The organism is Streptomyces sp. NPDC014861, assembly GCF_043081625.1.
GTDB lineage: Bacteria > Actinomycetota > Actinomycetes > Streptomycetales > Streptomycetaceae > Streptomyces.
In genome coordinates this window covers 240,631-258,816 of record NZ_JBIBWV010000001.1, presented here as the reverse complement: position 1 = coordinate 258,816, position 18,186 = coordinate 240,631, and the positions used below count along the sequence as shown (strand labels likewise).

At 74.1% G+C, this 18,186-nt stretch carries 18 protein-coding genes and 1 tRNA gene; 14 read left to right on the top strand and 5 right to left on the bottom strand.

The window, feature by feature from the left end:
• Positions 1-97 precede the first annotated feature (97 nt).
• The 4 genes from ACF1BN_RS01005 to ACF1BN_RS00990 all read left to right on the top strand — a co-directional run bounded on the left by ACF1BN_RS01005 (position 98) and on the right by ACF1BN_RS00990 (position 3,158).
• On the top strand, positions 98-880 hold the full coding sequence (locus ACF1BN_RS01005) for an ABC transporter permease (protein ID WP_392329463.1): 783 nt from the start codon (positions 98-100) through the stop codon (positions 878-880).
• A gap of 48 nt (positions 881-928) precedes the next feature.
• Positions 929-2,221 (top strand): sensor histidine kinase, encoded by a 1,293-nt coding sequence (locus ACF1BN_RS01000; protein ID WP_392329462.1) that lies wholly within the window; start codon positions 929-931, stop codon positions 2,219-2,221.
• Positions 2,214-2,855, top strand: coding sequence for a response regulator (locus ACF1BN_RS00995; protein WP_392329461.1), 642 nt, complete (start codon positions 2,214-2,216; stop codon positions 2,853-2,855). Before ACF1BN_RS01000 ends, ACF1BN_RS00995 begins: the two co-directional genes overlap by 8 nt.
• A gap of 114 nt (positions 2,856-2,969) precedes the next feature.
• Positions 2,970-3,158, top strand: a complete 189-nt coding sequence (locus ACF1BN_RS00990; RefSeq protein WP_392329460.1) for a hypothetical protein — start codon at positions 2,970-2,972, stop codon at positions 3,156-3,158.
• Positions 3,159-3,186: 28 nt separating this feature from the next.
• Here ACF1BN_RS00990 and ACF1BN_RS00985 read toward each other — a convergent pair whose 3' ends face one another.
• Positions 3,187-3,699, bottom strand: a complete 513-nt coding sequence (locus tag ACF1BN_RS00985) for a GNAT family N-acetyltransferase (RefSeq protein ID WP_392329459.1) — start codon at positions 3,697-3,699, stop codon at positions 3,187-3,189.
• 318 nt (positions 3,700-4,017) lie between these two features.
• Between ACF1BN_RS00985 and ACF1BN_RS00980 the strand changes: the two genes are divergently transcribed.
• Entirely contained in the window at positions 4,018-4,269 is a 252-nt protein-coding gene (locus tag ACF1BN_RS00980; protein ID WP_392329458.1) for a DUF6479 family protein, read from the top strand.
• A gap of 12 nt (positions 4,270-4,281) precedes the next feature.
• Here the strand turns inward: ACF1BN_RS00980 and ACF1BN_RS00975 are convergent, their stop codons facing one another.
• Positions 4,282-5,355: a mechanosensitive ion channel family protein gene (locus ACF1BN_RS00975; protein ID WP_392329457.1), complete on the bottom strand. Its 1,074-nt coding sequence runs from the start codon at positions 5,353-5,355 to the stop codon at positions 4,282-4,284.
• 458 nt (positions 5,356-5,813) lie between these two features.
• Between ACF1BN_RS00975 and ACF1BN_RS00970 the strand changes: the two genes are divergently transcribed.
• Positions 5,814-7,439, top strand: coding sequence for an alpha/beta hydrolase (locus ACF1BN_RS00970; RefSeq protein ID WP_392329456.1), 1,626 nt, complete (start codon positions 5,814-5,816; stop codon positions 7,437-7,439).
• A 215-nt stretch (positions 7,440-7,654) separates the two neighbouring features.
• A complete protein-coding gene (locus tag ACF1BN_RS00965) occupies positions 7,655-8,920 on the top strand; it encodes a serine hydrolase domain-containing protein (RefSeq protein ID WP_392329455.1) in 1,266 nt (421 codons plus the stop codon).
• A gap of 15 nt (positions 8,921-8,935) precedes the next feature.
• Here ACF1BN_RS00965 and ACF1BN_RS00960 read toward each other — a convergent pair whose 3' ends face one another.
• Positions 8,936-9,343 carry an NTP pyrophosphohydrolase gene (locus tag ACF1BN_RS00960; RefSeq protein WP_392329454.1) on the bottom strand — a complete coding sequence of 136 codons (408 nt, stop codon included), beginning with the start codon at positions 9,341-9,343 and terminating at the stop codon, positions 8,936-8,938.
• 536 nt (positions 9,344-9,879) lie between these two features.
• Here ACF1BN_RS00960 and ACF1BN_RS00955 point away from each other — a divergent pair.
• From ACF1BN_RS00955 to ACF1BN_RS00935, 5 genes are read left to right on the top strand one after another with little or no spacing between them, the layout of a single operon-like run.
• Positions 9,880-11,745 carry a sensor histidine kinase gene (locus tag ACF1BN_RS00955; RefSeq protein ID WP_392329453.1) on the top strand — a complete coding sequence of 622 codons (1,866 nt, stop codon included), beginning with the start codon at positions 9,880-9,882 and terminating at the stop codon, positions 11,743-11,745.
• A 7-nt stretch (positions 11,746-11,752) separates the two neighbouring features.
• Positions 11,753-12,187: a roadblock/LC7 domain-containing protein gene (locus ACF1BN_RS00950; RefSeq protein ID WP_376598372.1), complete on the top strand. Its 435-nt coding sequence runs from the start codon at positions 11,753-11,755 to the stop codon at positions 12,185-12,187.
• Between the two features lie 2 nt (positions 12,188-12,189).
• On the top strand, positions 12,190-12,561 hold the full coding sequence (locus ACF1BN_RS00945; RefSeq protein WP_392329961.1) for a DUF742 domain-containing protein: 372 nt from the start codon (positions 12,190-12,192) through the stop codon (positions 12,559-12,561).
• Positions 12,539-13,162 carry an ATP/GTP-binding protein gene (locus ACF1BN_RS00940; protein ID WP_392329452.1) on the top strand — a complete coding sequence of 208 codons (624 nt, stop codon included), beginning with the start codon at positions 12,539-12,541 and terminating at the stop codon, positions 13,160-13,162. The genes ACF1BN_RS00945 and ACF1BN_RS00940 overlap by 23 nt, the downstream gene beginning before the upstream one ends.
• The gene (locus ACF1BN_RS00935) at positions 13,159-13,725 is read left to right on the top strand and encodes a GAF domain-containing protein (protein ID WP_392329451.1); all 567 of its coding nucleotides are present in this window, start codon (positions 13,159-13,161) and stop codon (positions 13,723-13,725) included. The genes ACF1BN_RS00940 and ACF1BN_RS00935 overlap by 4 nt, the downstream gene beginning before the upstream one ends.
• A 139-nt stretch (positions 13,726-13,864) precedes the next feature.
• On the opposite strand, the gene ACF1BN_RS00930 is transcribed toward ACF1BN_RS00935, so the two are convergent.
• The gene (locus ACF1BN_RS00930; RefSeq protein ID WP_392329450.1) at positions 13,865-15,073 is read right to left on the bottom strand and encodes an acyl-CoA dehydrogenase family protein; all 1,209 of its coding nucleotides are present in this window, start codon (positions 15,071-15,073) and stop codon (positions 13,865-13,867) included.
• Between the two features lie 372 nt (positions 15,074-15,445).
• Between ACF1BN_RS00930 and ACF1BN_RS00925 the strand changes: the two genes are divergently transcribed.
• Positions 15,446-15,519 (top strand) — tRNA-Pro (locus ACF1BN_RS00925).
• Positions 15,520-15,629: 110 nt separating this feature from the next.
• On the top strand, positions 15,630-16,238 hold the full coding sequence (locus ACF1BN_RS00920) for a DNA-binding response regulator (protein ID WP_392329449.1): 609 nt from the start codon (positions 15,630-15,632) through the stop codon (positions 16,236-16,238).
• Between the two features lie 9 nt (positions 16,239-16,247).
• On the opposite strand, the gene ACF1BN_RS00915 is transcribed toward ACF1BN_RS00920, so the two are convergent.
• Positions 16,248-18,110 (bottom strand): sensor histidine kinase, encoded by a 1,863-nt coding sequence (locus ACF1BN_RS00915; protein WP_392329448.1) that lies wholly within the window; start codon positions 18,108-18,110, stop codon positions 16,248-16,250.
• Positions 18,111-18,186: the final 76 nt, after the last annotated feature.

Here is an 18,186-nt window from a genome sequence, read left to right as displayed (position 1 = left end):
TTGCCGTCCACCCCCGACAGCCCCCGGTCCCCAGCCGTTCCGCGCCGCCCTCGGTCGTCTCCCGCCCGGCCGCCCGCCTCCCGACAGGAGCAGTCCCATGGCCAGCACCACCGCACCGGCCTCCACCACCACCGCACCGGCTTCCGCCACCCGCGCGGTCCTCAGGACCGAGGTCCGCCTCTTCGCCCGCGAACCAGGCTCCCTGTTCTGGGTGATGGTCTCGCCGACCCTCCTCCTCTCGATCGTCGGGCTCATCCCGGCCATGCGGGAGGTCTCACCCGAGCTCGGCGGCCGACGCGTGATCGACCTCTACGTCCCCATCTCGGTCCTCTTCGCCCTGATCGTGGCCGGACTCCAGGCCATGCCGCCCGTCCTCGCCGGCTACCGCGAGCGCGGGATCCTGCGGCGTATGTCCGCCACCCCGGTCCGCCCGGTCGCGCTGCTCACGGCCCAGCTCGTGCTGCACGCCGCCGCCGCGCTGATCTCCGCGCTGCTGGTGATCACGGTCGGCCGGGCCGCCTTCGGCGTCGCCCTCCCCGGGAACCTCCCCGGCTACCTCGCCGCGCTGCTCCTCGCCGTCGCGGGCGCCCTGGCCCTCGGCGCGGCGGTCTGCGCGATCTCCCGTACCCAGAAGATCGCCACCGCCGTCGGCATGGCCGTCTTCTTCCCGGCGATGTTCACGGCGGGCATCTATGTGCCCGTCCAGGCCATGCCGGATACGCTGCGCCGGATCGTGGAGTTCGCGCCGTACGGTGCCGCCTCGCGGGCCCTCGACGAGGCGGCGCGCGGCGGCTGGCCGAGCCTGCTCGCGGTCGGGGTGATGGCCTCCTGGGCGGTCGCGCTGACGGCGGTGGCGATCCGCCGCTTCCGCTGGGAGTGAAGGAGGGGCGGTACGGAGGTCGGCACGGGCGGTGGAGGGGGACGGGGAATGGCGGCGACGGTCGAGGAACGGTGGCGGCAGTTCTACCGCTGGGGGCCGTACGTCCTCCTGAGCATCGCCCTGGCCCTGGCCGCGGCCACCGCGGGCGAGTTGATGACCGGCACCGAGATGCGCGTCGCCGCCGTCCTCGTCGTCGCCGTCCTCGTCCTCCAGCTGTTCCGGGAGCTGCGGCCGACGCCCGCACCGCCACCCGCGAGCGAGGACGACCCCGGCGTGAGCGTGCCCGTCCCGGGTGTCCCGGGGCCCGCCTCCGTCGGCTACTTCTCGCTGCGTACGGCGCTCGCCTTCGCGCTCACCTGGCTCAACCCGTTCTTCGCCGTCTTCGCGTGCGTCGGCTACTTCGACGCCGTCCATCTGCTGCCGCGTCGGCCGGTCTGGGTCCGGGCCGGACTGCTCGCGGTCGCCCTCACCATGGCGGGATCCCAGTCGGGCGGGCTGCCGCCGTCCTCCCCCCTCCAATGGGCGGCGTTCGCCGGGTTGTTCCTCCTCAACGCGGGCCTCGCCACCGGAGTCGCGCACCTCGAAGCGAAGGAGGCCGAGAAGGCCGCCGAACGCGCCGCGACCATCGCCCAGCTCGCCCGGGCCAACGCCAGCCTGGAGCGGGCGCTCGCCGAGAACGCCACCCTCCACGTCCAACTCGTCCTCCAGGCAAGGGAGGCGGGCGTCGCCGACGAACGGCGCCGGCTCGCCGCCGAGATCCACGACACCCTCGCCCAGGGGCTCACCGGGATCATCGCCCAGCTCCAGGCCGCCGACACCGCCGACCCCGGCCAGGCCCGCGTCCACCACGAGCGGGCCGCCGCCCTCGCCCGGCACAGCCTCGGCGAGGCCCGCCGCTCCGTGCAGAACCTCTCGCCCGTCGCGCTGGAGCACGACACCCTGCCCGAGGCGTTGGAGAAGACCGTCGCCGGCTGGGCCGAACGCACCGGCATCACCGCCCGGTTCACGGCCACCGGCACCGCGCACCCCCTCCACGACGAGGTCGCCGCCACCCTGCTCCGCATCGCCCAGGAGGCCCTGGCCAACGCCGAACGCCACTCCGGGGCGGGCCGCGCCGGAGTCACCCTCTCGTACATGGGCGACGAGGTCGTCCTCGACATCCGCGACGACGGACGGGGCTTCGACCCGGCCGCTCCGCCCTCCCGCGGCTCCCACGGCGGCTTCGGCCTGGACGGGATGCGGGCCCGGGCCGCCCGCCTCGCCGGGGCGGTCGAGGTCGAGTCGGCGGCGGGGGAGGGCACGGCGATCTCCGTTCGCGTACCGTTGGGCGGCCATGACTGAGATCACCCTGCTCCTCGTCGACGACCACCCCGTCGTCCGGGACGGCCTGCGCGGCATGTTCGACGCCGACCCCGGATTCCGCGTCCTCGGCGAGGCGTCCGGCGGCGTCGAGGCCGTCGAACTCGCCCTCCGGCTCGACCCGGACGTCGTCCTCATGGACCTGCGCATGCCGGCGGGCGGCGGTGTCGACGCCATCGCCGCCCTCGCCCGGCACGGTGCCCGCGCCCGCGTCCTCGTGCTCACCACGTACGACACGGACACCGACACCCTCCCCGCCATCGAGGCCGGCGCGACCGGCTACCTCCTCAAGGACGCGCCCCGCGACGAGCTGTTCGCCGCCGTGCGGGCCGCTGCCGAGGGCCGCACCGTCCTCTCCCCGGCCGTCGCCACCCGCCTCGTCAGCGCCGTGCGCCGACCCGCCGCACCCGTCGACGACTCCCTCTCGGCCCGCGAGCGCGAGATCCTCGTCCTGGTCGCCCGGGGCACCTCCAACCGCGAGATCGCCGCCGAACTCTTCATCAGCGAGGCCACGGTGAAGACCCACCTCACCCACATCTACGCCAAGCTCGCCGTCAAGGACCGGGCGGCGGCCGTCGCCGCCGGCTACGACCGGGGCATCCTCGGCCGCGGCTGACCCACCGCCGCGAGGGACGCGTGGCGTCTCTCACGCTTATGAACCGCTCCGTCCGCCCGCCGGACGGGTATACCCGCCACGAGCCGTCGCGGGGCGGCGGGGGAGGACGGGACCATGGTGGAGATCGTGGACGTGGCGGTCGTCGTGCTCGTCGTCTGGGCCGTCGTCCGGGGCATCGGGCGCGGCGGCTCGGACAAGGGCGGCGACAGCGGCAGCGGCAGCGGCGGAGCCGGGGGCAGTAGTAGTAGCGGCAGCACCTGCGGGGGCGGATGCGGAGGCTGCGGAGGGTGCGGGTGCGGCTGAACCCCGAAGGCGCCCCGCCGGCGTCGGCTCAGCGCACCAGCTCGGCCGCCAGCAGGTCCATCAGCAGGCCGTCGTGCCAGGTGCCGTCCGCGCCCCGCTCGTACCGGCGCATCACCCCGACCGGGCGGAACCCGACCTTCTCGTAGCAGCGGATCGCCGCCGCGTTGTCGGCGGCGGGGTCGATGACCAGCCGGTGGAAGCCGTGATCGTCGACGAGATGGCGGGCCAGGGCGCGGACGGCGTCCGTGCCCAGACCCCGGCCGTGCACCGACGGATCGAGGAACAGGTCGATCCCCGCGTGCCGGTAGTCCGGCTCCTCCTCGGCGTACCACTGGATCATGCCGACGATCCGGTCGTCGTGCCGGATCGTCAGACAGCGCGTGCCGGGGTCCTCCAGATCGGAGGCGACCTCCCCGGCCAGGTCGTCCCCGCCCCGCCAGCGGGCCCGCACCTCGGGCGTGGCGCGGACGGCGGCCAGGGCGGGGACGTCCGCCGGGACGGCGGGACGCAGGACGACGGCGGCACCGTACAAGTCGCTCATGCCCCCAGCTTGCCCGACACCCGCCGGGTACGGGCCGCCCATGGGCACCGGTCTTCCACGGGCACCGGTCTTCCAGGGGTACGGGTCTTCCAGGGGTACGGGCCCCCGGCGGGCCCAGGCCCGGTGGGAACGGGCTTCCGCGGCACGGGGCCCCCGCGGTCACGGGAGGTCCGTCGAGCCGTACGCCGGTCCTCATCGGTACGTCCCGGGCACCGGCACGTTTGTGCCGACCGGTACGGGAGAGACGCGCCCTGTGTCCCGGCGCGCGGGGATCGCCCGAAATGCCCCCCGCGCCCCCGTCCCGACCGGAAGGCGCCCATGACCAGCGCAACCCTGCACACGGCCGGACCCGTGCTCGCCTCGGCGGGCTCGAACGCCCTCGGCTTCGGCCTCGCCATCGGGGTGATCGTCGTCGCCCTGCTGCTCGCCGCCTTCTGGTGGGGCTCCCGCCGCGCGGCGCGACGGCGCCGGCCCGTCAGCGACCCCTCGGGCACGCAGCCCGGCGCGCCCCGGGACGACTCCTGGTCCACGCCCGACGAGCGGCGGGAGGACGGAGACGCCCGGGGCTGAGCGCACCGCGCCTCAGCCGACCGGCGCGACCGGGGACGATCCGCCCTCGCCTCGCGGGGGCGGACCCATGACGATCCTCGGCAGCGCGGCCGGGTGCTCCCGCGCGAGCCAGCGGACCAGCTCCTCGCGGACGGCGCAGCGCACGGTCCACAGCTCGTCCGGATCCTTCGCCGTGACCAGCGCGCGGAGCGTGATGCCGGTGGGCGAGGTGTCCGTGACGGCGAGGTCCCAGCCGCGCCCGTCCCAGCCGGAGCACTCGTCGAGGAAGTCGCGCAGATGCGCGCGGAGCGCCGCCACGGGGGTGGCGTGGTCGCAGTGGAGGAAGACCGTGCCGGTCATCTCGGCGCCGCCGCGGGACCAGTTCTCGAAGGGGCGCGAGGTGAAGTACGAGACCGGCAGCGTCACGCGCCGCTCGTCCCAGGTGCGGACCGTGAGGAAGGTCAGCGTGATCTCCTCGACCAGGCCCCACTCACCGTCGACGACGACGGTGTCGCCGATCCGGACCATGTCGCCGAAGGCGATCTGGAAGCCCGCGAAGAGATTGCCGAGCGTCGACTGCGCCGCCACGCCGGCCACGATGCCGATGATCCCGGCCGAGGCCAGCAGAGACGTGCCCAGGGCCCGGAACGACGGGAAGGTCACCAGCGCCACCGCGCACGCGATGACCCCGACGGCCACCGACACCACCCGGGTGATCAGCGTGACCTGGGTCCGGACCCGGCGCACCCGCGCCCGGTCCAGGGTGCGCCCGGCGTAGCGCGCGTACGAGGACTCCACCAGGGCGGTGGCGACCCGGACCGTCAGCCAGGCGCCGCTGCCGATCAGGCAGAGCACCCGGATCCGGGCGACGAGCCCGGCGTGGTCCTGCGCCGGGGCCCACTCGGTGACGCGCACCGCCCAGCCGAGCAGGGCGGTGAACAGGACGACGAACAAGGGGGTGCGGCAGCGGCGCAGCAGCGCCCACAGGGGCGTGCCGGGACGCCGCGCGTCCGCGCGACGGGCCACCAGGTCCGCCGCGCGGACGACGGCGTACGCGGCCAGCGCGGAGCCGCACAGGGCGATCAACAGCCGTAGCGAGTTCTCCATGCCCTCCGCCTCACCGCCGACGCCCGTGACAAACAATCCGGTGACGGACGAGGTGGGTTGGGGCTCGCCGGGACGGACGAGGCAGCGGCCGGGCGCCGGGCGCGGGACGGCGGTCGGGCGCCCGGCGGGGGAGTGGCACGGGGACGGGACTTCGGTCGGACGCCCGGCGGGGGAGCGCCACGGGGACGGGACTTCGGTCGGACGCCCGGCGGGGGCGCGGCCCGGCGGCGGGACGGCGGTCGGGCGCCCGGCGGGTAAGTGGCCCGGCGACGGGAGGCGGTCGGACCCCGGACGCGAAAGCGGTGCCGCGCGTTCGCCTCCGCAGGGACCATTTCGCCGCGTGCTTCTCCTCCCGGAGACGTACACGATCCGCTCCTCGCGCGGGATTCCTTCCCGGCGCGATCCGCGAAAGGGTGCTGCGGACCGATCCCTCCGCACCCATGAGGAACTGACACCCTGTGCGCACCCGGATAGCCTCCGTCGTGGCGGTCACCGCCGCCGCGACGCTCCTGCCCGCCCTGACCCCCGCGGTCGCCGCCCCCGCCCCCGCTCCCACGCGGGCCAAGGCGACCGCCGCCTCCGCCGCCTCCGCCGTCGGAGCGTTAGCTCCGTACACCCGGCAGAAGCTCCGCTGGGCGCCCTGCGACCCGCAGGCGCCCGCCGAGCTCGAATGCGCCACCCTCAAGGTCCCCCTCGACTACGGCGACCCGGCCGGGCGGAAGCTCGACCTCGCCATCTCCCGGGCGAAGGCCACCAGCCCCCGGGACCGGCGCGGAGTCCTCCTCCTCAACCCCGGCGGCCCCGGAGGCCCGGGGCTCGACATGCCGCTGTGGATGGGGCCGCAGCTGCCCGACGCCGTGAAGCGGACGTACGACCTCATCGGCTTCGACCCGCGCGGTGTCGGCCGCAGCTCACCGGTGACCTGCGGCCTCACCGGCGACGAGCTGCACTGGCAACGCCCCTACAAGCCCGCCTCGTTCGACAAGGACGTGCGCTGGGCGCGGACCGTGGCGGAGAAGTGCCGGGCGCGCAACGGCGCCGTCCTGCCCCACCTCACCACCCGCAACACCGCTCGCGACATGGACGTCGTCCGCGCGGTCCTGGGCGAGCGGAAGATCTCGTACCTGGGCTACTCCTACGGCACCTACCTCGGCGCCGTCTACACCCAGCTGTTCCCGCACCGCGCCGACCGCTTCGTGCTCGACAGCGCCGTCGACCCGGCGCGGATCTGGCGCGGCATGATCCAGGTCTGGGCGGAGGGCGCCGAACCGGCGTTCACCCGCTGGGCCGGGTGGACCGCGAGCCGGGACGCCACGTACCGGCTCGGCGACACCCCCGGCGAGGTCCGCGCGGCCTTCTGGAAGCTGGTCGCGCACGCCGACCGCACCCCGATCGAGCTCGACGGCCAGCGGCTGACCGGCGACGACATCAGGGCCGGTGCCCGCGCCTACTTCTTCGACCCGCAGGCCGCCGCCGAGCTGGTGGTCACGCTGCGGACCGCCGCCGAGGGCGGCACCCCGCCGTCCGCTCCGTCCCGGCGGACCGCGCCGGAGCGGCCCGTCCCGCCGTCGTTCGCGGCGGCGGCCGGGGTGAAGGCGGCGGCCGACGTGCCCGCCGACAACATGGACGCGAGCTTCTGGTCCGTCGTCTGCGCCGACACCCGCGCCTGGCCGCGCGACCCGGAGCGGTACCGCCGTGACGCGGTACGCGACAAGGCGGCGTACCCCCTCTACGGCGACATCGCGTCCCACATCAAGCCGTGCGCGTTCTGGCCGGCCGGCGCCGAGCCGGCCACCCGGGTGGGCAACGCGTCCGGCGCGCTGATCCTCCAGAACGAGTGGGACTCCCAGACGCCGCTGGTCAGCGGGCAGGGCCTGCGCCGCGTCATGAAGGGCGCCCGCATGGCCACCGTCCTCGGCGGCCAGGGGCACGGCGTGTACGGCTCCGGCTCCTGCGCGGACGCCACCGCCACCGCCTATCTGACGACGGGCCGGCTGCCCGCGTCCGACGTGAAGTGCAGGGCGACACCGCAGCAGGTCCGCAACGAGGTGCGGTTGCCGCTGCCTTCCCCGCAGGGCTTCTGACGGGTCGGGGCCTTCCCGCCACGGGAAGGCCCCGCACCACCGGAACGAAGGGTTTCCGGGCGTGTGCCCCGCGTCCGGGAACCATTCGGCGTCTCCGACCCTCATGATCGGTAGGCACGGGGGTGCGGCCGCTTCACCGGCGCGTGCGCCCGCGCCCCGCGGGCACGGAGTGCGTGCGCCGCGCCGAACACCACGTGAGCAGCCGAGGATCCACCGTGCCCCTGACCTCCCACCGCCGTCTGACCACCGGCGCCGCCGCCACCCTGATCGCCGCGCTCGCCGTCGGGCTCGCGCCGGCCGCGACCGCCGCGCCCCTCCCCGCCCCCTCCGCCTCGACCCCGGCGACCCCCGCGCCCGACCTGGCCGGCGTCCGCGCCGCCCTGGACGCGGCGATGGCCGAGGGCGCCCCGGGCGCCATGGCCCGCTTCACCGGTCCCGGTGGGGTCGAGAGGCTGACCGCCGGCGTCCGGGACCGTGTCTCGGGCGCGCCGATGGACATCCACGCCCGCTTCCGGATCGGCAGCGTCAGCAAGACCTTCTCGACCGTCGTCCTGCTCCAGCTGGTGGAGGAGGGCCGGCTGGCGCTGGACGAGCCGGTCAACCGGTACCTGCCGGGTCTGCTCCCCGACGACCGGATCACGGTCCGCCACCTGCTGACCCACCGCAGCGGCCTGGCCGACTACACCAACGCGATGTTCGCCGACACCGTGCCGGGCTTCGAGGCCGTACGGAACCGGGTCTTCACCTACCAGGAGCTCGTCGACCTCTCGCTCGCCGAGCCGCGCACCACCGAACCCGGCGTCTCCTACCGCTACTCGAACGCCAACTTCGTCGTCGTCGGCATGCTCATCGAGAAGCTCACCGGCAAGCCGGTCGACCACGCCTACGAGCAGCGCGTCTTCAAGCCGCTCAAGCTGCGCGACACCTCGTACGTCCACCCCGACACGCGCATCAAGGGCCTGCGGGTCCGCGGCTACCTGCACCCGGACGCGGCCGGCGAGCCGCTGGTGGACTCCACCGAGCAGACCGTCTCCTGGGCGCAGTCGGCCGGAGCGGTCATCTCGACCCCCGCCGACCTGAACACCTTCACCAGCGCGCTCATGCGGGGCCGGCTGCTCTCCCCGGCGATGCTGGACGAGATGACGACGGTCACCCCGACCGACACGACCAACACCCGCTTCTACGGGCTCGGCCTGCGCCGCTACGACCTGACCTGCGGCACCCAGGTGTACGGCCACACCGGCACCGTCCAGGGCTACTACACGTACGCCTTCTCCACCCGCGACGGACGGCGCAGCCTGTCGGCGGTCGCGAACACCTCCAACCGCGGCTCCGCCAACACGGCGCTCGGCGGCACCCTGGAAGCGGCCTTCTGCGGCCCGAAGCCGGCGCCGAAGGCGACCGCGCGCAGCGCGTCGGGTGCCGCGACCGCCGACACCGCGCCGCTGCCGGCCGAGCGCGACCTGCCCGAGCGCCACTGACCCCGAGGGTCCGTCCTAGGAGGCTCCGCCGGTCGTACGGGGGAGGCTGCGGGGTCCCGCGCAGCGGGCCCCGGTCTCCTCCACCCGCCGGCGCAGCTCACGGTGGGCCGTGATCACCAGACACGGCCGGCCGTCGGCGTTCCGGGCGAGCGCGGCGATCAGGTCGTCGCCGCTGCCCTCCGCCTCCTCCACCCGGACGCCCGGCACGGACGCCACCCCGCGGGCCCGCCCCTCGACCACCAGCACGATCTCGTACGGCCCCGGCCACGGCCCGTCGAGGGGGCCGCCGTCCGCGGCGAGCCGGTCCCGCAGCCGCTCCGCCGCCCCGCGCCGGTCGCGCCACCATCCGTCGGGCACGGATCCCACGACGTTGGCCCCGTCGACGACGAGCAGGGGACGGGGCGAGGGGGCTTCGGCGCTCATGGCACCAGCATGGCAGCCCCGGAGCGGATCCGGGGGAGCGGCTCTTACCGACGGTCACCAGGCGGACGGTGCCCCACCGCCCTCCGGCGGCGGAACGCGAGACTCCGGACGTGTGCACGCTCTGTGACGAAGAGGGCGGCGAACGGCTCCTCCGCGTCTTCCGGAGGGATTCCGGTCCGCTCAGGACCGAGGGCGTTTCCGCAGCGGAAGGGGATCAATCGGCGCCTCCGCCCTCTTTCGTACGGTTCCGCTCCCGGCAACTTCCGCACCGAACTGGCGACTTTAGGCCAATCGATCTCGGCCGACCGTACCGGCCTCGATAGCAGACTCCCCAGGTCTACGGGCAGGTTTGCCAACTGCGCACCCGCTGTGAACGGTTGACGACTACTCTGTGTATTCGGTGATCATCGGTAGGCTCATCGCACCTGCCATGCTCACCGGCAGTCCGTCAGCAGCCCCGCACCCCTCCCCCGACCCACGAGTACCCCCAAGTACCCCTCAGTACGCCGAATTCCGGGCACGTACCAAGGACACTCATGTCACAACTTCGCGCACCCGCCCCGCGGTCCGACCGCCGCGAGGGCGGGCGGCACGGCCGTTCGGGCGCCCGCACCACGACCACCGGCACCACTCCGGCCAGGCCCGCGACGGCCGCCCCCGCCGAAGTGCGCATACGCCCCCAGCTGCTGCGCACCTCCGTGCTCCCCGCCGTCGCCACCGCCCTCGCGGGCGCCGCCGCCGTCCTCTTCACCCTCCGCTCCACCGGTGCCGCCCCGACGGCCGGCCTCTGGGCCGCGCTCTCCGGAGCCGCCGCCCTCGCCATCGCCTCCGTGACGGCCGCCGCGCTCGGCGCCGACCGCGTCGCCCGGGCCGTCCTCGCCCGCGTCGCCGGAGTCCGCCGCGACGCGGCCCGGGACCAAGGCGAACTGCACGCGCTCATCGAGCAGTTGCGCCGAGGAGACGAGCCGGCGCCCCGGCCCGCCCTGCCCGACACCACCCGCGGCGACGAGTTCGACCGCCTCGGCGCCGAGCTGGCCCACTCGCACGAGGCCGCCGTCGCCGCCGTCGTCCAGGCCTCCCGGCTCTCCAGCAACGTCGGCAACGAGCAGAAGGTCGAGGTCTTCGTGAACCTCGCCCGCCGGCTCCAGTCCCTCGTCCACCGCGAGATCCAGCTCCTCGACGAACTGGAGAACGAGGTCGAGGACCCCGAGCTGCTCAAGGGCCTCTTCCACGTCGACCACCTCGCCACCCGCATCCGCCGCCACGCCGAGAACCTCGCCGTCCTCGGCGGCGCCATCTCCCGCCGCCAGTGGTCCAACCCGGTCACCATGACCGAGGTGCTCCGCTCCTCCATCGCCGAGGTCGAGCAGTACCCCCGGGTCAAGCTCGTCCCGCCGATCGACGGCACCCTCCGCGGCCACGCCGTCGCCGACGTCATCCACCTGCTCGCCGAACTGGTCGAGAACGCCACGGTGTTCTCCGCGCCGCACACCACCGTGCTGCTGCGCGCCCAGTACGTCACCGCCGGCCTCGCCATCGAGGTCGAGGACCGCGGCCTCGGCATGCCGGTCACCGAGCAGAACAAGATGAACGCCCTGCTCGCCGACCCCGACCAGGTCAACGTCGCCCATCTGCTCCAGGACGGCCGCATCGGCCTCTTCGTCGTCTCCGCGCTGGCCCGGCGCCACGGCATCGCCGTCCGGCTCCAGTCGAACATCTACGGCGGCATCCAGGCGGTCCTCGTCCTGCCGCAGGGCCTCCTCGGCGCCGACCCCGAAGGCCTCGCCCAGCACGAGCGGCAGACCGCCGCCGTCACCGGCGGAGGCGGCACGCCGCTGCCGCCCCAGCAGCCGCAGCCCCAGCCCCAGCACGACCGGCCCCGGACGGACCAACCGTCGTACCCCGGGACCGACGCCCCCTCGGCGCCGTTCCCGCCGGCCGCGGCGCCCACCCCCGCGCCCGCGCCCGTGGAGGCCCCGGCACCCGCCGCGTACCCCTACCAGGCCCCCGCGCCGATCGCACCCCCCGCGCCCGCCGTCCCGGAGCGTCCCGCGCTCCTGCCGGAGGAGCCCGTCGGCCCGAACCCCTTCGTCCCCTCCGGCGCCGGAGCGCCCGCGGGGTACGCGGAGCACGCCCCCGCCCCGGCCGGCTTCGGCAGCCCCGTACCGCCGGCGCCCCCCGCGCCCCGGACGGAGGCCCACGGCCGGCCGAACCTGCCCAAGCGGCGCGCCCAGGAGCATCTGGCCCCCCAGCTGCGCGACCAGCCGCAGACCCGCGCCGGCGAGGAGCACGCCCTGCACGACCCCGGCCTGATGGCCGCCTTCCAGCGTGGGATCGGCCTGGCCGAATCCCAGCCCACCCCCCAGGAGTCGCTGCGTCACGGCGACGCGCACAAGGAGTAGATACACGATGGCGAGCAATGTGCCGAACGGCCATTCCTCGGATCTCGACTGGCTGTTGAGCGGTCTGGTCCAGCGCGTCCCGTACACCCGGAGCGCGGTCCTGCTCTCCTCCGACGGCCTGGTGAAGTCCGTCCACGGGCTCGACCCCGACGCGGCCGACCACATGGCGGCCCTCGCCTCCGGGCTCTACTCGCTCGGCCGCAGCGCCGGCGTGCGCTTCGGCGACGGCGGCGAGGTCCGCCAGGTCGTCGTCGAGCTCGACTCCACCCTGCTCTTCGTCTCCACGGCCGGATCCGGCACCTGCCTGGCCGTGCTCGCGGGCCGCGAGGCCGACGCCGCCGTCCTCGGCTACGAGATGGCGATGCTGGTCAAGAGCGTCCGTCCGTACCTGGTGACGCCTGCCCGGCAGGCGGCCACCGCGGCGGGTGGCGCCGGTCAGTGAACGTGTCTCCTCCGCAGGAAGGGCCCTGGCTCGACGACGCGGCCGGCCGGCTGATCCGTCCGTACACCGTCAGTGGCGGACGGACCAGGCCCACCGCCTCGCTCGACCTGCTCTCCCTGGTGATGGCGACCGGATCCGGCCCACAGGCCCACATGGGACCCGAGCACAGCCTGGCCCTCGGACTGTGCGCCGGACCCACCTCGGTGGCCGAGATCGCGGCGCACTTAAAGCTCCCGGCCGTCGTCACCAAGGTCCTCCTCTCCGACCTCGTGGACTGCGGTGCCCTCACCGCGCGCGCCCCGCGCTTCCACGCCAACCCATCCGACCGTTCCTTGCTGGAGGCAGTGCTCGATGGCCTACGACAGCGGCTCTGAACGCCATGACGGCTTCGCGGCCGATCCCTTCCCCACCGCACTGAAGATCCTGGTGGCGGGCGGTTTCGGCGTGGGCAAGACGACCTTCGTCGGCGCCGTCAGCGAGATCGAACCGCTCAGCACGGAGGAGCTGCTGACCTCGGTCAGCGCTGCCACCGACAGCCTGGAAGGCGTGGAGAACAAGTCCACGACGACCGTGGCCATGGACTTCGGGCGGATCACCCTCGACGACCGCAACGTCCTCTACCTCTTCGGCACCCCGGGCCAGGAGCGGTTCTGGTTCATGTGGGACGAGCTGTCCGAAGGAGCGCTCGGCGCGGTCGTCCTCGCCGACACCCGCCGCCTCCAGGAGTGCTTCTCCGCCATCGACTTCTTCGAGCGGCGGGGCATCTCCTTCGTGGTGGCCGTCAACGAGTTCGACGGGGCCTTCCGCTACGACCGGGAGGAGATCCGGCAGGCCCTCGACCTCGACGCGCACGTGCCGATCGTGCTGTGCGACGCCCGGATCTCCAGCTCGGCCATCAGCACCCTCCTGACCCTCGTCCAGCACCTCCTCAATTCGACCCCGGCCCACGCGCCGAGCTTCGGAGTCACGCCATGACCTACGACCCGACGGGTCACCTCCTCCTGACCCCCATCGACAAGGAGGCCCCGGACCGGGTCCGGCGGCTGCGTGAACTCGGCCTCGGGGAGCGGCCGGACCCGGCGTTCGACGAGTTCGCGCACCGGCTCGCCGACGTCACCGGCGCCCCCTTCTCGATGGTCAACTTCATCGACGAGAACCGGCAGTTCTTCGCCGGACTGCACACGCCGGGCGGCTCCCACTCGGGCTCCGACCTCGGCGCGGCCGGAGCGGGCGGCGTGGGCCGGTTCATGGCGCGTGACCACGGCTACTGCCCGCACGTCGTCGTCCGGCGCAAGGCGCTCGTCCTGGAGGACGTCTGCGACTACCCGCGCTTCGCCGGCAACCCGGTCGTCGACGAGATCGGCATCCGCTCCTACATGGGCGCGCCGCTGATCGACCGCACGGGCGTGGCGCTCGGCACCATCTGCGTGGTCGACACCGACGTCCGGCCGTGGGGCCGGTCCGGCCTGGAGACCATCAAGGCGATGGCGGCGGAGCTGGTGGAGCAGATCCACCGCCGCGAGGACTCGATGTTCTGAGCCCACGAGCCTCTTCCGGCCCGTTCCCGCCCGGCTCCGGTTCCGGTTCGGGTTCCAGTTCTGGTTCCGGTGTCCGGTCCGAATCCGGGCAGGGTGAGGGCCCGTACGGCAGTCGCCGTACGGGCCCTCACTCGTTCCGTCACACGGCGGCGGGCTCCAGCTCCGGGGTGCGGACCAGCTCGGAGAGCCGCTCCGACCAGCTGCCCTTGTCCTGGCCGAGCGCGACCTCGCCCAGCCGGAGGAGCTGGACGTCGGAGGTGCCGGCCGGCGCGAAGATGTGGTGCGCGTCGCGGAGGTACCGCTCGATGGACCGGTCGGTGAAGAGGCCGGCGGCGGCGTGGATCTCCATGGCGTTGCGGCCCGAGTCGATGGCCGACTCGACGTTCACCAGCTTGGCGTTCATCAGCTCGGTGTCGCAGGAGAGACCCTGATCGAGCAGGTGCACCGCGTGGTAGGCGGCGAGCCGGGCGGTCATCAGCCGGGACTGCATCTGGCCCAGCTTGAGCTTGACCGTGGGCAGCTCGGAGAGCGGCTTGCCGTAGCGGATCCGCTCGGTGGCGAAGCGCGTGGTCTCCTCCAGGATCGCCTGGTGGATACCGAGGGAGACGGCGGTGAGGTTGGCCCTGCCGTACAGCACGCTGGAGGAGTACGCGACGGCGAGGCCGTCGCCCTCGTCGCCGAGCCGGTTGGAGGCCGGGACCCGGCAGTCCTCGAAGATCAGCTCGCCGAAGCTGAAGCCGTGCAGCCCCATCGCGGGCTGCTGCGGGCCGAGCCGGAAGCCCGGTCGGTCGGACTCGACGAGGAAGGCGGTGAGCCCCTTCGAACCGGGCCCGGTCCTGGCCACGACGCCGTGCAGGTCCCCGACGTGGCTGTTGCCGACGTACACCTTGCTGCCGTTCAGGATGTAGTCGTCGCCGTCCCGCACCGCGCTCGCCGACATGCCGAGCACATGACCACCGGACTCCGGCTCGGTCACGGCGATCGTCGGCAGGCAGGCACCCGCGGCCACCTTCGGGAGCCAGGTCTTGCGCTGGGCGTCCGAGCCGAAGTGGACGATCTTGGCGGTGCCGAGCTGGGAGGCCTGGACCATGGCGCCCATGGCGCCGCTGACCCGGGAGAGCTCCTCGATGATGATCGTCTTCGCCAGGTGTCCGGCGCCCATGCCGCCGTACTCGGGGCTGATCGTCGCGCCCAGCCAGCCCTGCTCGGCGATGAGTCGGGACAGCTCGTGGTGCACCGTCCGGGAGGCCTCCATCTCGGCTATCCGGGGTCTCACCTCGCGTTCCGCGAAACCGCGGACCGTCTCGCGGAGCTGATGATGAAGCCGGCTGCTGAAATAGCTGTCCATACGAGTCCCTCCCTGCGAATCGCCTGCCTGGCATGGTCCGGGCAGGTGGTGCATCGGCAGTGGTCCCGTCCCGAACAGGCCGACTCTTCATGGTGTTGATCTTTCCGGGATGGATCAATATTGCCCCAGTTTTTGTCCGAAACCGATGCTGTTGACGATCACTCCGGACTGTGTTTCGGGTGATCCGGAGCCCCCGCGTCCGCAGGGGCGGAAGCGTCCAGGGACGACTTCCTGCCACGTATGCCCGGCAGGACCTCGCCTTCCGGCCACCGCCCCGCGTGACGCGGGTAAAGCGGTTCGTGACCACCAGGGGAAGTGCGGTATTGTTCTCTTGCACGCCGGGCCGGGGGAAACCCCAGGTCAGACGGGCATCGGGACGTGGCGCAGCTTGGTAGCGCACTTGACTGGGGGTCAAGGGGTCGCAGGTTCAAATCCTGTCGTCCCGACTCGAGAGAGTCGTGGTTCAAGGGGCCGTCTCAGAGCGATCTGAGACGGCCCCTTGATCGTTCGTGGGCACGGTGTGCCGGTGGTCGTGCCCCGCAGGCGGGGGAGCCTCATGATCCGGATTCTGCTGGCCGAGGACATGCATCTGATCCGCGGGGCCCTGGTCGCCCTGCTGGGGCTGGAGCCCGACATGGAGGTCGTGGCCGAGGTGGCCCGGGGGGATGCGGTCGTCCCCGCCGCCCTCGCACACCGCCCCACCGTCGCCGTCCTGGACGTCGAGATGCCCGGCGGGGACGGCCTGACGGCCGCCCGCGACCTGGGCGCCGTGCTGCCGGAGTGCCGGATCCTGATCCTCACCGCCCTGGGGCGCCCCGAGGTCCTGCGGTCCGCGCTCGCGGCCCGGGCGAGCGGCTTCATGCTGAAGGACGCGCCGCCCGACCGGCTCGCGGACGCGGTGCGCAGGGTGGCCGCCGGGGAGCACGTCATCGACCCGAAGCTGGCCGCCGCGGCGCTCACGGCCGAGCGGAGTCCGCTGACCGCGCGGGAGACGGACGTCCTGCGCCTGGCCGCCGACGGCGGTGGGCTCGCCGAGATCGCCCGCGAACTGCACCTGTCGCAGGGCACGGTACGCAACTACCTCGGCGCGGCCGTCACCAAGCTCGACGCCCGCAACCGGCTGGACGCGGTCCGGATCGCGCGCGAACAGGGCTGGCTGGCCTGACGGGTCCGGTCAGACCGTGGCCGTGGGAGCGGGGGACGGCGCCATGAGCAGCGTCAGGGCGTAGCCGCGCCCGTCCGAGGTCGGTCCGGCCCGCAGACGCGCGCCGAGGAGGGCCGCCCGGTCGCGCAGGTTCCCGATGCCGTTGCCGCCGTTGCCGCCGTTGCCGTCGGGGGCGTCGGCGGGGGTGTCGGAGACGGGAGGCGACGGTCGGGCGGTCGGGTCGGCCTCGTTGGTGACGCGGAGCGACCCGGTTCCGAACGCGATCTCGCACCAGCGGGTCGCGGGCGCGTGGCGCAGGACGTTGGTCATGGCCTCCCGCAGCACCGTGGCGCACAGCGCCTCCGCCGCCGGGCCGAGGGCCCCGGCGGTTCCCCGCACCCGCACCTCGATGCCCGCCGAGGCCAGGACCTCGCGGGCGGAGGCCAGTTCGGCGTCGAGCGTGAGCGCGGCCCCCTCCCCGGGGATCGCCCTCAGGTCGGCGAGGGCCCGGCCCGCCAGCCGCGCCGCGTCGGCGAGGTGGCCCTCGGCCTGCCGCGCGTCGGGCACGCGGTCGGCCAGCTCGCCCTTCAGGGCGATCGCGGAGAGCCCGTACCCGAGCAGGTCGTGGACGTCCCGCGCGATGCGCCGCCGCTCCCGCGCCACGGCGAGCGAGGCCAGCGCCTCACGGGCCTCCCGCACCTGGTGGACGAGTCCGGTGAGCAGGGCCAGCCCGTGGAAGACCAGGGTGATCACCACGATGTCCAGGACGAGGAGCGCGGTGCCGTGCGCCCCCGGGCCGTCGGCCCGCGCGAGGACCACCCCCGCGGTGAGCAGGGTGAGCGCCGCCGCGGCCGGCCAGGCGGCCCGCGCCGGAAGGACGATCAGCGCGGACGCGGCGGCGAAGGCCGTCAACTGGGGGTAGGGGCCGTCGGGGGCGACCGGCATGCCCAGGGCCAGGGCGACCTGGACGCCGAGCGTCCAGCCCGCGTACCTCGGCCGGACGCCGGGCGGCCGGGGCAGGGAGTGGTACGCCTGCAGGGCCATGGTGACGACGAGCGCGGTCACGTACAGGGCACCGCGCCAGAGCGGTATCCCCTCGCCGAGGAGGAACACGACGCCCACGGCCAGGTATTCGAGATGGGTGGCGATCACGATGGGCCAGGCCAGCCGGGGCGTCATGGCCCGGGGTGAGGTGTCCGCGTCCCTGGCCGACTGCGGCGCCGGTGCGGCCCGTACGCGCTCCGCCGCCTCCCGCGCCACCGTCACCAGCTCCCGCGCCGCCCCCCGGCCACGACCGGCCAGCGCGATGACCGAGGCGAGGGCGGAACCCAGCACCGCCTCCAACTCGCGCCCGGTACGCCTCCGTTCGGCGGCCACCCGGGCGGCGGCCAGCGCCCCGCGGGTGGCGCTCAGTTCGGCGTACAGGTCGGTGAGCCGGCTGAGCGCGTAGATGACCAGCCCGTGGGCGAAGGCGTTGCCGATGCCGTTGAGCACGGGGAAGACGCCGCCGTCGCCGGGCGCGAGCGGTCCCGCGGCGAGGACGACCAGGGTGAACAGCGGCCACCTGACCGGCCGTTCGACCGCGAGGAGCACGGAGGCGGCGAGGAAGCCGGGCAGCCCCGCCCACGGGGCGAGAAGGATCTGCGCGGCGAGCGTCCACGCCCCGCGCAGCCGCCGCGTCCAGGGCAGGCAGGTGACCAGCTGCACCAGCAGCACCAGGACGGCGGCGGGTCCCGGAAGCAGCCGGCCGGGCTCGACGGCGAACCCGGACAGCACGAGCACGAGCACCACCGAGACGACGACCACCGGCCCCCGCGACGACTCGGCCGCGTCCCCGTCCGCCCCCGGCGGGCTGCGGCGCCGGTTCCGCGCCCCGTCTCCCCACGTGATCACGGAGCCACGCTAGTGGCAGCCGACGGCCGCACCCACCCCGCACCCGCACCGCCCGCGCCCCACCCGTGTGAAATAC

Bases quoted from the DNA above. Each gene is read 5' to 3' on its own strand.
- ACF1BN_RS00980 (WP_392329458.1), top strand. From the start codon at position 4,018: ATGACCAGCGCAACCCTGCACACGGCCGGACCCGTGCTCGCCTCGGCG.
- ACF1BN_RS00935 (WP_392329451.1), top strand. From the start codon at position 13,159: ATGACCTACGACCCGACGGGTCACCTCCTCCTGACCCCCATCGACAAG.
- ACF1BN_RS00930 (WP_392329450.1), bottom strand. From the start codon at position 15,073: ATGGACAGCTATTTCAGCAGCCGGCTTCATCATCAGCTCCGCGAGACG.
- ACF1BN_RS00995 (WP_392329461.1), top strand. From the start codon at position 2,214: ATGACTGAGATCACCCTGCTCCTCGTCGACGACCACCCCGTCGTCCGG.
- ACF1BN_RS00985 (WP_392329459.1), bottom strand. From the start codon at position 3,699: ATGAGCGACTTGTACGGTGCCGCCGTCGTCCTGCGTCCCGCCGTCCCG.
- ACF1BN_RS00990 (WP_392329460.1), top strand. From the start codon at position 2,970: ATGGTGGAGATCGTGGACGTGGCGGTCGTCGTGCTCGTCGTCTGGGCC.
- ACF1BN_RS00920 (WP_392329449.1), top strand. From the start codon at position 15,630: ATGATCCGGATTCTGCTGGCCGAGGACATGCATCTGATCCGCGGGGCC.
- ACF1BN_RS00950 (WP_376598372.1), top strand. From the start codon at position 11,753: ATGGCGAGCAATGTGCCGAACGGCCATTCCTCGGATCTCGACTGGCTG.
- ACF1BN_RS00960 (WP_392329454.1), bottom strand. From the start codon at position 9,343: ATGAGCGCCGAAGCCCCCTCGCCCCGTCCCCTGCTCGTCGTCGACGGG.
- ACF1BN_RS01005 (WP_392329463.1), top strand. From the start codon at position 98: ATGGCCAGCACCACCGCACCGGCCTCCACCACCACCGCACCGGCTTCC.
- ACF1BN_RS00975 (WP_392329457.1), bottom strand. From the start codon at position 5,355: ATGGAGAACTCGCTACGGCTGTTGATCGCCCTGTGCGGCTCCGCGCTG.
- ACF1BN_RS01000 (WP_392329462.1), top strand. From the start codon at position 929: ATGGCGGCGACGGTCGAGGAACGGTGGCGGCAGTTCTACCGCTGGGGG.
- ACF1BN_RS00940 (WP_392329452.1), top strand. From the start codon at position 12,539: ATGGCCTACGACAGCGGCTCTGAACGCCATGACGGCTTCGCGGCCGAT.
- ACF1BN_RS00955 (WP_392329453.1), top strand. From the start codon at position 9,880: ATGTCACAACTTCGCGCACCCGCCCCGCGGTCCGACCGCCGCGAGGGC.